This is a genomic window from Frateuria sp., assembly GCF_035695185.1.
Taxonomy (GTDB): Bacteria; Pseudomonadota; Gammaproteobacteria; order Xanthomonadales; family Rhodanobacteraceae; genus Frateuria_A.
This window is the reverse complement of the sequence record NZ_DASSES010000180.1, coordinates 1-10,489: the sequence shown is the minus strand read 5'-3', so window position 1 is coordinate 10,489 and position 10,489 is coordinate 1. Positions and strand designations below refer to the sequence as shown.

14 protein-coding genes are annotated in these 10,489 nt (G+C 68.4%); 7 read left to right on the top strand and 7 right to left on the bottom strand.

Annotation, left to right across the window (positions count from 1 at the left end):
- From rplI to VFH59_RS14575, 4 genes are all read right to left on the bottom strand, one after another.
- Positions 1-384, bottom strand: a 384-nt coding sequence (gene rplI, locus VFH59_RS14590; RefSeq protein WP_325165635.1) for a 50S ribosomal protein L9, incomplete at its 3' end; no start/stop codon positions are given.
- Between the two features lie 236 nt (positions 385-620).
- Positions 621-851: a 30S ribosomal protein S18 gene (rpsR, locus tag VFH59_RS14585; protein WP_074552179.1), complete on the bottom strand. Its 231-nt coding sequence runs from the start codon at positions 849-851 to the stop codon at positions 621-623.
- A gap of 17 nt (positions 852-868) precedes the next feature.
- Positions 869-1,303, bottom strand: a complete 435-nt coding sequence (rpsF, locus tag VFH59_RS14580; protein WP_325165634.1) for a 30S ribosomal protein S6 — start codon at positions 1,301-1,303, stop codon at positions 869-871.
- Positions 1,304-1,504: 201 nt separating this feature from the next.
- Complete coding sequence (locus VFH59_RS14575) at positions 1,505-1,831, bottom strand: iron-sulfur cluster assembly accessory protein (RefSeq protein ID WP_325165633.1); 327 nt, start codon at positions 1,829-1,831, stop codon at positions 1,505-1,507.
- A gap of 131 nt (positions 1,832-1,962) precedes the next feature.
- On the opposite strand from VFH59_RS14575, the gene asnS reads away from it, so the two are divergent.
- The 7 genes from asnS to VFH59_RS14540 all read left to right on the top strand — a co-directional run bounded on the left by asnS (position 1,963) and on the right by VFH59_RS14540 (position 8,107).
- Entirely contained in the window at positions 1,963-3,378 is a 1,416-nt protein-coding gene (asnS, locus tag VFH59_RS14570) for an asparagine--tRNA ligase (protein ID WP_325165632.1), read from the top strand.
- Positions 3,379-3,383: 5 nt separating this feature from the next.
- Entirely contained in the window at positions 3,384-4,175 is a 792-nt protein-coding gene (locus VFH59_RS14565; protein ID WP_325165631.1) for a MalM family protein, read from the top strand.
- Complete coding sequence (locus tag VFH59_RS14560) at positions 4,172-4,504, top strand: hypothetical protein (protein ID WP_325165630.1); 333 nt, start codon at positions 4,172-4,174, stop codon at positions 4,502-4,504. Before VFH59_RS14565 ends, VFH59_RS14560 begins: the two co-directional genes overlap by 4 nt.
- Before the next feature lie 131 nt (positions 4,505-4,635).
- Complete coding sequence (locus VFH59_RS14555; protein WP_325165629.1) at positions 4,636-5,424, top strand: SDR family oxidoreductase; 789 nt, start codon at positions 4,636-4,638, stop codon at positions 5,422-5,424.
- Positions 5,425-5,537: 113 nt separating this feature from the next.
- Positions 5,538-7,004 (top strand): aldehyde dehydrogenase, encoded by a 1,467-nt coding sequence (locus VFH59_RS14550; RefSeq protein ID WP_325165628.1) that lies wholly within the window; start codon positions 5,538-5,540, stop codon positions 7,002-7,004.
- A gap of 12 nt (positions 7,005-7,016) precedes the next feature.
- A complete protein-coding gene (gene can / locus VFH59_RS14545) occupies positions 7,017-7,685 on the top strand; it encodes a carbonate dehydratase (RefSeq protein ID WP_325165627.1) in 669 nt (222 codons plus the stop codon).
- A complete protein-coding gene (locus VFH59_RS14540; protein ID WP_325165626.1) occupies positions 7,682-8,107 on the top strand; it encodes a RidA family protein in 426 nt (141 codons plus the stop codon). The genes can and VFH59_RS14540 overlap by 4 nt, the downstream gene beginning before the upstream one ends.
- Positions 8,108-8,159: 52 nt before the next feature.
- On the opposite strand, the gene VFH59_RS14535 is transcribed toward VFH59_RS14540, so the two are convergent.
- The 3 genes from VFH59_RS14535 to VFH59_RS14525 form a co-directional block, all read right to left on the bottom strand.
- The gene (locus VFH59_RS14535) at positions 8,160-8,360 is read right to left on the bottom strand and encodes a hypothetical protein (protein ID WP_325165625.1); all 201 of its coding nucleotides are present in this window, start codon (positions 8,358-8,360) and stop codon (positions 8,160-8,162) included.
- A gap of 185 nt (positions 8,361-8,545) precedes the next feature.
- Positions 8,546-9,328 carry an N-formylglutamate deformylase gene (hutG, locus tag VFH59_RS14530; RefSeq protein ID WP_325165624.1) on the bottom strand — a complete coding sequence of 261 codons (783 nt, stop codon included), beginning with the start codon at positions 9,326-9,328 and terminating at the stop codon, positions 8,546-8,548.
- A 16-nt stretch (positions 9,329-9,344) separates the two neighbouring features.
- Positions 9,345-10,489, bottom strand: a 1,145-nt coding sequence (locus VFH59_RS14525) for an FAD-dependent oxidoreductase (protein ID WP_325165623.1), incomplete at its 5' end; no start/stop codon positions are given.

Below are 10,489 nucleotides of genomic sequence, written 5' to 3'. Positions count from 1 at the left end.
TTCGAACTCGCCGGTGTTGCGGATCGGGCCTTCGCCCTGGATCACTTCGCCCTTGCCGACCTTGTGGCCGGTGGCTTCCAGCGCCTCGGCGATCTCGCGCGGGCCGACCGAACCGTACAGCTTGCCTTCCGGGCTGGCGTGAGCGGTGATGGTCACCTCGGCGCCTTCCAGCTTGGCCTTGCGGGACTCGGCGTCGGACAGCAGCGCGTTGGCCTTGGCCTCGTACTCGGCACGGCGCTTCTCGAAGGCTTCGAGATTGGCGGCGTTGACCGGCACGGCCTTGCCCTGCGGAAGGAGGTAGTTGCGACCGTAGCCGGGCTTGACCTTGACCTTGTCGCCAAGATTGCCGAGGCCGCGGACTTTCTCGAGAAGAATCAGTTCCATGGGTATTTCCTTTCGTTAGCACCGGTCAGGCCGGCGCAGCCGTGGACGGTTGTCCGAAGTGCCGTCTTTGCTCCTCTCCCCTCGCCGTCGTCACTGACGAGGGAGAAGGTCGGGGTGAGGGGCGGGCTCGCAGGGAAAGCGATCAGAGCGACGCTTTGATCAGAACCCTGCAAAACCTTGGCCCCTCATCCGCCCCCTCGGGGCGCCTCCTCCCCGGTGGGGAGAAGGACAGTTGCTCAGACGTCGTGGTTGTCGGTGTACGGCAGCAGCGCCAGGAAGCGGGCGCGCTTGATCGCGGTGGCCAGCTGACGCTGGTAGCGCGCCTTGGTGCCGGTGATGCGGCTGGGCACGATCTTGCCGTTCTCGGTGATGTACTGGCGCAGCGTGTTGAGATCCTTGTAGTCGATCTCCTTCACGTTTTCGGCCGTGAAGCGGCAGAACTTGCGGCGGCGGAAGAACTTGGACATGGGTCAGTGCTCCTGGATCAGTCGCTGTCGCGATCGTTGTCGCGGTCATCGCGCTCGCGGCGCGCCGGACGGTCGTCACCGTCGCCATCGTCGTCGCGGCGGCGCGAGGACTTGGCGTCATCCTTTTCCTTCGACTTCAGGATGAAGGACGGCTCGGTGTCGGCCTCGTCGCGCTTGATGACCAGGTGGCGCAGCACCGCGTCGTTGAAGCGGAAGCCCGACTCCAGCTCGTTCAGCGCGTTCTGGCCCACTTCGATGTTGAGCAGGACGTAGTGCGCCTTGGCCAGGTTCTCGATCGGGTAGGCCAGCTGGCGACGGCCCCAGTCCTCCAGACGGTGGACCTTGCCACCGTCGGCCTCGATCAGCGCCTTGTAGCGGTCGATCATGGCCGGGACCTGCTCGCTCTGGTCAGGGTGGACCAGGAACACGATTTCGTAATGACGCATGGTCATTTTGGTGTTGGCTCCTTGTGGATGCGGCCCCGAAGGGCCTCGCAGCCTCCCGCCGGATGCGGTGAGGCAAGTACCCGCCCGCGCCTGTGCGGCATGGACAGAAGCGGAAGTGTATCGCGCCCCGGTGCGCGGCGTAAAGTCAGGTCGGCAGGGGCCCTGCCGTCGTGCCGCGGAGCCGCGCCCAAGGGCGGTCCCGATGCTTCACCCGACCGTAAAGCTCTCCCCGCACCCGCACTCCCCCGTGGCATTGGGGTTGTGGAACACGAACGCGGCATTGAGGCCCTGGCGGCGGAAATCGATCACCGTACCGTCGACCATAGGCAGGCTCTTGGCGTCCACGATCAGACGGATGCCGTCCACGTCGAGGGTCCGGTCATCCGGGCGCGCCGCGTCGGCCAGGTCGACCACGTAGGCGAAGCCCGAGCAGCCGGTGCGCTTGACGCCGAAACGCACGCCGACCGCCTCGGGCGTCTGGGCGAGGAACTGGTGAATGCGCTCGCGCGCGGGGGGAGTGATCGAAATGCTCATGGCGTGAAGGTGAAGAAGGCCGCGGGCCTACATTATCATGTGGGTTTGCCCCGACGCGCCGTCCAGTCCGGCGCGGCGAAATCGAACACGACAGCGTCCAGATGCGGCGCGTGCGCAGGAGTTTCAATCCCATGGCGGTTACCAGCCCGACGTTGTGCAGCGTCAAGCAGGCCCTTTCCGGCGCCATCGAAGCCGGCAGCACCGTGACCGTGCGCGGCTGGGTGCGCACGCGGCGGGACTCGAAGGCGGGCCTGTCCTTCGTCAACGTCAGCGACGGCTCCTGCTTCGACCCAATCCAGGCGGTGGCGCCGGCCACACTGCCCAACTACGAGAGCGAGATCAGGCACCTGACCGCCGGTGCCGGCGTGATCGTCACCGGCACGCTGGTGCCCTCGCAGGGCAAGGGCCAGGCGTTCGAGATCCAGGCCAGCGATGTGACCGTCACCGGTCTCGTGGACGACCCGGAGACCTACCCGATCCAGCCCAAGCAGCATTCGATGGAGTTCCTGCGTGAGGTCGCGCACCTGCGCCCGCGCACCAACCTGTTCGGTGCGGTCACGCGCGTGCGCCACACGATGATGATGGCGATCCATCGCCACCTGACCGCCGAAGGCTTCTTCTGGGTCAACACGCCGATCATCACGACCTCCGACGCCGAGGGCGCCGGCGATATGTTCCGGCTGTCCACGCTGGACCTGGCCAACCTGCCCCGCACGCCCGACGGCAAGGTCGACTTCCGCAAGGATTTCTTCGGCCGCGAGGCCTTTCTCACCGTCTCCGGCCAGCTCAACGTCGAGGCCTACTGCCTGGCGATGAGCAAGGTCTACACCTTCGGCCCGACCTTCCGCGCGGAGAACTCCAACACCCCGCGCCACCTGGCCGAGTTCTGGATGATCGAACCGGAGATCGCCTTCGCCGACCTGGCCGCCGACGCGGACTGCGCGGAGCGCTTCCTCAAGGCGATCTTCAAGGCCGTGCTGGAGGAGCGCGCCGACGACATGGCCTTCTTCGCCGAGCGCGTGCTGCCCGAGGCGGTCACTCGCCTGGAGAACTTCATCGCCCAGCCGTTCGAGCGCATCGACTACACCGACGCGATCGCGATCCTGAAGAACTCCGGCCAGAAATTCGAATACCCGGTGGCCTGGGGCGTGGACCTGCAGACCGAGCACGAGCGCTACCTCGCCGAGAAGCACGTGGGACGCCCGGTGGTGGTGATGAACTACCCCGAGGCCATCAAGGCCTTCTACATGCGCCTGAACGACGACGAGAAGACCGTCGCCGCAATGGACGTGCTGGCGCCGGGCATCGGCGAGATCATCGGCGGCAGCCAGCGCGAGGAACGGCTGGACTATCTCGACCGCCGCATGACCAAGTTCGGCCTGGACCTGACCACCTACGGCTGGTACCGCGACCTGCGCCGCTACGGCACCGTCCCGCACGCCGGCTTCGGTTTGGGCTTCGAACGCCTGCTGTGCTATGTGTGCGGCCTCTCCAACATCCGCGACGCGATCCCCTACCCGCGCGCCGCCGGATCCGCAGACTTCTGATCGCCATGCTTCGCCGCCTCCCGCCGACACTCCTGCTGGTCGCCCTCACCCTGCTGCTTGGCGCATGCCACGCCGTCAACGTGCTGGTTCCGCCCAACCTGCGCCCGCCGACCGATACCGGCAATGCGCTCGAACAGGCCAAGCTGCGGCTGCAGCAGGCCACGCCCTGCTGCAGCAGTTTCGCGGATTTCTCCTACCTGACCCCGCTGCCTTGGCGGCCGAAGAAGTTCGAGCTCGGCCCTGGCAGCATGGTGGCCAGCCTCAATGGCGTGCGCAGCTACTTCCTCGCCTTCCGCCTGCCCACCGACGTCAAGCTGCCTTACCGGGTCGCGCTCAAGTCGGAATTGAACGGCCGCTGGCTGCACTCGAGCTACCTGTTCGCGCCGACCACCGTACTGCTGGACGCCGCGTTCCAGCCGATCGACTCGCAGGACGTACGGTTGTGCGAGTACATGGGCTGGAGCAATGCGACCACCGGCGCGTTCGGCCAGCTCAAGGTGGCCAGCGACAAGGCACGCTACCTGGTGGTCTACAGTTCGGCCGACCAGCAGGCCGGCGACACCTACTGGGAACAGTCGCCCGCCACATTCTCGGCCGAGGCGCCGGTGCAGATGACCTCCAACGGCAGCTTCCGCATCCAGCACGGGCCTGACGGCACCATCTGGATCGGGATGATGAACGAGACCTACGCCAAGGCAGTGGAGAACGGCATCTGCGACAAGGCCCCCGAAGGCAAGGGCCTGCTCAACACGTTGCGCACCGCCCTGCCCACGCACTGGAGCAAGAGCGGATCGTGAACTCCCTCGTCGCGCTTTATCTCCTGCTCCTGGCCGGTGGCATCGTCTGCTTCGTGCTCTATTACCTGGCGCAGTACCGGATCGCCCGGCTGCTACGCGAGCGTCACCCGCAGCAATGGAAGATCATCGCCGAGCCCGAGCAGGGACGGCCCAGCGGCATGCGCACCTGGATGCGCATGCAGCACGTGTTGCGCTCCTCGCAGCCGCGCCTGCCCGAGCTGCTTCGGGACGACGCGATCACCCGCTGGTTCGGACTCTGGCGGGTGACCCCGTGGCTGGCGTGGGGCTGCTGGTTCGCGGCCATGTTCCTGCAGTGGAAGGCGCGCTGACGTGATCCGGCCTCTTCGGCAGCCCTTGGTGGGCAACGCCGGGTAGAGGTGGAACGCGGAAGGCGGCCGGGGATCGAGCAGCCACGGCGGCGTGGCGCCACGGTGTCACGTCCAACCCAAGGAGGCATTCGATGCAACTGGATCTCACGGGCCGCCACGCACTGGTCTGCGGCGCATCGCAGGGCATCGGACGGGCCAGCGCCATCGAACTGGCGGACCTGGGTGCCACCGTCACCCTGCTCTCGCGCTCGCCCGGCCCGCTCGAGGAACTGGCGGCGCAACTGCCACGCCCGCACGGCCAGGACCATCGCTGGCAGGCGGTCGACATGCTCGACACCACGCGCCTGCAGGGCGTGGTCACCGACCTGGCCGCGGCCGGCCCGGTGCACATCCTCGTCAACAATACCGGCGGCCCGCCTGGCGGCCCGGCGCACACCGCCGACCCGGCGGCCTTCGAGGCGGCCTTCCGCCAGCACCTGATCGCCGGCCAGGCGATGGTGCAGGCGCTGTTGCCGGGCATGCGCGAGGCGGGCTTCGGTCGCATCGTCAATGTCATCTCCACCTCGGTGAAAGAGCCGATCCCCAACCTGGGTGTCTCCAACACCGTGCGCGCCGCCGTCGCTGCCTGGGCCAAGACGTTGTCCGGCGAGCTGGCCGCCGACGGCATCACCGTGAACAACGTGCTGCCCGGCTACACCCGTACCGGCCGGCTGGACAGCCTGCTCGGGACGCAGGCGAAGACCAGCGGGCGCAGCGAGAACGACATCGCCCGCGACCTGATGGCGACCATTCCGGCCAGGCGTTTTGGGGAACCGGCCGAGGTCGCCGCCGTGATCGCGTTCCTGTGTACGCCGGCGGCCGCCTATGTCAACGGCGTCAGCATCGCCGTCGACGGTGGACGCACCCGCGCGCTCAGCTGAGCGGACCGGTCCCGCTCCCCGCCGGCAGGGGGAAACAGGGGCTGCCCACGTCCCGACCCTGCATACGCTGCCGTCCGGTGCAATCCCAACCCCCAGGTCGTAAGCTTGCACGGATGCCTTTCCTGCGCCTTGCCAACCTGATCGACGGCCGCCTCGCCGGTCCGCGGGCAAACCGTTGGCTGGATGTCCACGACCCGGCGACCGGCGAGGTTTTTGCCCACTGCCCGGACTCCGACGCCGACGACGTGGCGGACGCCGTGGCCGCCGCCAGCCGCGCTGCACCGGCCTGGGCGCACATGCCGGTCGAGCAGCGCGCGCGACTGCTCGATCGCCTCGCCGACCTGATCGAACAGGACCTGGATGCCTTCGCCGCACTCGAGTCGAGCGACAGCGGCAAGCCGCTCGCGCTGGCGCGCGGCCTCGACATCCCGCGCGCGGTCAGCAACCTGCGTTACTTCGCCGCCGCGATCCAGGGCTGGGACAGCCAGTCGCACGCCATGGCACTGGGCCAGCCGGGCACCGGCGCAATCAACTACACCCTGCGCCAGCCGCTGGGCGTGGTCGGCTGCATCAGTCCGTGGAATCTGCCGCTGTACCTGTTCACCTGGAAGATCGCGCCGGCGCTCGCCGCCGGCAACGCGGTGGTGGCCAAGCCTTCCGAGATAACGCCCTGCACCGCCGCACGACTAGCCGGGCTCAGCATCGAAGCCGGCTTTCCGCCAGGCGTGCTCAACATCGTGCAGGGGCGTGGCCCCAGCGTGGGCCAGCCGCTGGTCGAGCACCCCGACGTCAAGGCGATCTCCTTCACCGGCAGCACCGCGACGGGTGCGGCCATCGCCGCGACCGCGGCGGCGCGATTCAAGAAGGTTTCGCTCGAGATGGGGGGCAAGAATCCCGCCATCGTGTTCGCCGATGCGGATCTCTCCGAGGCCAACCTCGACACCATCGTGCGCTCGGGCTTCGCCAACCAGGGAGAGATCTGCCTGTGCGGCTCGCGCCTGCTGGTGCAGCGCTCGATCTACGAGCGTTTCCGCGAGCGTTACCTGGCGCGCGTACGGCAACTGGTCGTGGGCGATCCAACCGAGCCCGGCACGAACCTCGGCGCGCTGGTGTCCCGGGCGCACTTCGACAAGGTGGTCGGCTGCATTGCCCAGGCCCGCGCGGAGGGGGCCTCCGTGCTGTGCGGCGGCGAAGCCGTGCGGCTGTCCGGCCGCTGCGCCAACGGCTGGTTCGTCGCGCCCACCGTGCTCGAGGGCCTGCCCAACGCTTCGGCCACCCACCAGACCGAGATCTTCGGCCCGGTCGTAGGCCTGATCCCGTTCGAGGACGAGGCCGAAGCCGTCGCACTGGCCAACGACAGCCGCTACGGCCTGGCCGCCTCGGTGTGGACGCAGGACCTGTCGCGCGCGCACCGGGTCGCGGCGGCGCTCGACTTCGGCATCGTCTGGACCAACTGCTGGCTGCTGCGCGACCTGCGCACGCCGTTCGGCGGCGTGAAGCAATCGGGCCTGGGCCGCGAGGGGGGCACCGAGGCGCTGGCCTTCTTCACCGAGCCGAAGAACATCTGTATCCGCTACTGACCTGGAATTCCCATGCCGCACACCTTGAAGGACCTGCTTGCCAACAACCGCCGTTGGGCCGCCAGCGTCACCGCCGCCGACCCGCACTTCTTCGAACGGCTGTCCGAGCAGCAGGCGCCGAAATACCTGTGGATCGGCTGCTCCGACTCGCGCGTGCCCGCCACGCAGATCGTCGACCTGCCGCCGGGCGAGATCTTCGTCCACCGCAACGTGGCGAACGTGGTGGTGCACACCGACCTCAACGCGCTGAGCACCATCCAGTTCGCGGTCGATGTGCTCAAGGTCGAACACATCCTGGTGGTCGGCCACTACGGCTGCGGCGGCGTGGGTGCCGTCTTGCGCGAGGACCGCATGGGCCTGATCGACAACTGGCTGCGCCATGTCAAGGACGTCGCGTTCAAGCACGACGCCTCGCTGCAGCCGCAGGTTCCCTTCACCGCCCGCCATGAACGCCTGTGCGAGCTCAATGCGATCGAGCAGGCACTCAACGTGTGCGGTACCAGCATCGTGCAGGATGCCTGGGAGCGTGGCCAGAAGCTGGCCGTGCACGCCTGGATCTACGGCCTCACCGACGGCCACATGCACGATCTCGGCCTGGTCGTCACCGGCCGCGAGGGCATGGGCGAGGCTTATCGCAAGGCGCTGGACGGCCTCGCCGAGCGCTGGCAGGCCCAGGCATGAACGAGGGCATCCGCACCGCGACGGCGCCGGCGCCGGTGGGCGCCTACCCGCATGCGCGGCGGGTGGGCAATCTGCTGTTCCTCTCCGGTGTCGGCCCGCGCGAGCCGGGCACGAACCGGGTGCCGGGGAACGTCCACGAGCACGATGGCAGCCTCGCCGCCTACGACATCGAGGCGCAGTGCCGGCAGGTGTTCGCCAACGTGCGCGCGGTGCTGGAGGCCAGCGGTGCACGCTGGGAGGACCTGGTCGACGTGACCGTGTTCCTGACCGACATGGCGCGCGATTTTGCGGTCTACAACAAGCTCTATGCCGAGTACTTCGCCGGCGTCGATGCCTGCCGCACCACGGTGGGCATCAGCGCACTGCCGACCCCCATCGCGATCGAGCTGAAGTGCACCGCGGCGCTGCCCGCCGAGCGCTGAAACAAGGAGCCCCGCCGGCGGCGCCGGCGGGGCCCATGCCCAACCCGACTGCTTACTTGCCGGCGGCCGGCTTTTCCGCCGTCTTCTTCATGGCCTTGTGGGCGTGATGATGGTGGTGGGCCGTGGCCTTCTTCGGGGCAGCGGCGGCCTGCGCGGTCTTGGTCGCCGCCTTCGGGGCAGCATCCTGGGCCAGCACTGCACCGGAAAGGGCCACACCCGCCACGAGCAGGGAAGCGATCACGAGCTTACGCATATCGAAAACCTCGGAACTGGAAAGCCGCGGACCCGGCCGGAACCCGGCATCGCGGGCGGCGCGGCGAGCGCACGATGCGGCGTCCGACGGATACGGCAACTGAACACCCGCAGCCTTCCCACGCACGCCGATCGCGCCCGGCCCTTGACTTGCGACGTGCCCTCCGTCCGACGAAGGAACTTGCGTCAGGCAAGGCAGGCGCGCAGCAGCGGCTCGATGGCGGCGCGCAGCACGACGGCCTTGTCTTCGTCCCAGGCGAAGCTGTCCTCGTCCATGTAGTTGCACTGGGTCATTTCCAGCTGCACCGCGTCGACGCCTTGGTTTGGACGGCCATACTGCCGGGTGATATAGCCCCCCTTGAAGCGGCCGTTTACCGCGAAATCGAAACGATCCTGCGCACGCAGCACGTGCTCCAGCCGCTGCTGCAGCGACGGCGAGCAGCTCGTTCCGTCGGCGGTACCGAGGTTGAGATCCGGCAGTCGTCCGTCGAACAGCATCGGCACGCGGCTGCGGATCGAGTGGCCTTCCCACAGCACCACCCGCCCATGCAACGCGCGCAGCCGCGCCAGCTCCTGCTGCAAGGCCTGGTGATAGGGCCGCCAGTACGCCTCGATGCGGCGCTGGATCTCGGCGGCGTCCGGCTCATGCTCCGACGCCAGAAACAGCGGCTCGCCATCGAAGCCGACGGTCGACACCAATCCGGTTTCCCTGCGCCCGGGGTACAACGCCTGGCCATCGGCCGGCCGGTTGAGATCGGCCACGTAGCGCGAGGCGAGCGGGCGCAGCAGGCTCGCGCCCAGCGCCTGCGCCAGCGGGGCGTACAGGCGGGTGACGTGCCAGTCGGTGTCCGGCGATCGCCGCGCGCGCGGATGCATGCGCGAGGCGATCTCGTCGGGAATGTGGCTGCCGTCGTGCGGCAGGCTGATCAGCAGCGGGGCGCTGCCCCGGTCGAAGCGGAAGATGTCCATCGCGGCAGTGTAGCGACTAGTGCATCAACAGCATTTCCTCGCCCGAGGTCGGGTGGATCGCCACGGCCTCTCGCAGCTCACGCCGGGTCAGGCCCTGGCGCATGGCCACCGCAAAGCCCTGCAGCATTTCATCCACGCCCGGGCCCAGTGCATGCATGCCCAGCACGCGCTCGTCGTCGCCGGTGCAGACGATCTTCATCACGGTCGGGGCGGTGTGTCCGGCAACCGCGAACTGCAACGGCACGAAGCGCTTGCAGTAGACCTGCACCGCATCGCCATGGCGCGCGCGCGCCTGCGCCTCGGTCAACCCGATCATGCCCAGTGGCGGGTCGGCAAACACTACCGTGGGGATCGCCTGGTAATCGAAGTGCGCCTGCGGCTGGCCGCCGAACAGGCGCTCGATCAGGGCATAGCCGGCGGCGACCGCTACCGGCGTGAGCGCCGGACAGGCGGTGACATCGCCCAGCGCGGTGATGCCCGGCACGCTGGTGTTCTGGTGCGTATCGACCTCGATGAAACCCTTGGCATCGCGCGCCACACCGAGCGCTTCCAGCCCGAGCCCGTCGCTGTTGGGCACCCGCCCGACCGCCCACAGCACGGCCTCGAACGGACCGTGCGCGCCGCCATGGGCGTCATCGAGCAGCAAAGCGCCCGGCTCGCCGCGGGCAGCGGTCACGTTGCTTTCGGCGGTGATGCGGATGCCCTGCGCGCGCATCTGCGCTGCCAACGCCAGGGTGAGTTCGGCGTCGAAGCCGTCCAGCAGTTGCTTGCGGATCAGCAACTCCACTTCGCAGCCCAGCGCGCGCAGCAGGCAGGCGAACTCGACGGCGACGTAGCCCCCGCCCACGATACCGATCGAGCGCGGCAATGCGCTCAGCGAAAACACGTCGTCGGAGACCATGCCGAGCTCGAAGCCGGGCAGCGGCAGGCGCCGTGGCCGCGCTCCGGTGGCGATGACCACCTGCGGCGCGCGGTACCGCATGTCGCCGGCCAGCACGGTATCGCGCGCCACCAGTCGCCCTGCCGCACCGACCCACGCCACGTCCACCTCGCCCAGCCGCTGCGCGTAGCGCTGGCGGATGCCTTCGATATAGCGATCGCGCAGGCCGCGGAAACGGTCCCAGTCCAACCGGCCCGGGGTGAGGGCGAAGCCGTAGTCCG

What these genes read in the sequence shown, in the direction of transcription:
- rpsR (WP_074552179.1), bottom strand. Translation starts at nt 851, where the DNA reads ATGTCCAAGTTCTTCCGCCGCCGCAAGTTCTGCCGCTTCACGGCCGAA.
- rpsF (WP_325165634.1), bottom strand. Translation starts at nt 1,303, where the DNA reads ATGACCATGCGTCATTACGAAATCGTGTTCCTGGTCCACCCTGACCAG.
- VFH59_RS14575 (WP_325165633.1), bottom strand. Translation starts at nt 1,831, where the DNA reads ATGAGCATTTCGATCACTCCCCCCGCGCGCGAGCGCATTCACCAGTTC.
- asnS (WP_325165632.1), top strand. Translation starts at nt 1,963, where the DNA reads ATGGCGGTTACCAGCCCGACGTTGTGCAGCGTCAAGCAGGCCCTTTCC.
- VFH59_RS14565 (WP_325165631.1), top strand. Translation starts at nt 3,384, where the DNA reads ATGCTTCGCCGCCTCCCGCCGACACTCCTGCTGGTCGCCCTCACCCTG.
- VFH59_RS14555 (WP_325165629.1), top strand. Translation starts at nt 4,636, where the DNA reads ATGCAACTGGATCTCACGGGCCGCCACGCACTGGTCTGCGGCGCATCG.
- VFH59_RS14550 (WP_325165628.1), top strand. Translation starts at nt 5,538, where the DNA reads ATGCCTTTCCTGCGCCTTGCCAACCTGATCGACGGCCGCCTCGCCGGT.
- can (WP_325165627.1), top strand. Translation starts at nt 7,017, where the DNA reads ATGCCGCACACCTTGAAGGACCTGCTTGCCAACAACCGCCGTTGGGCC.
- VFH59_RS14540 (WP_325165626.1), top strand. Translation starts at nt 7,682, where the DNA reads ATGAACGAGGGCATCCGCACCGCGACGGCGCCGGCGCCGGTGGGCGCC.
- VFH59_RS14535 (WP_325165625.1), bottom strand. Translation starts at nt 8,360, where the DNA reads ATGCGTAAGCTCGTGATCGCTTCCCTGCTCGTGGCGGGTGTGGCCCTT.
- hutG (WP_325165624.1), bottom strand. Translation starts at nt 9,328, where the DNA reads ATGGACATCTTCCGCTTCGACCGGGGCAGCGCCCCGCTGCTGATCAGC.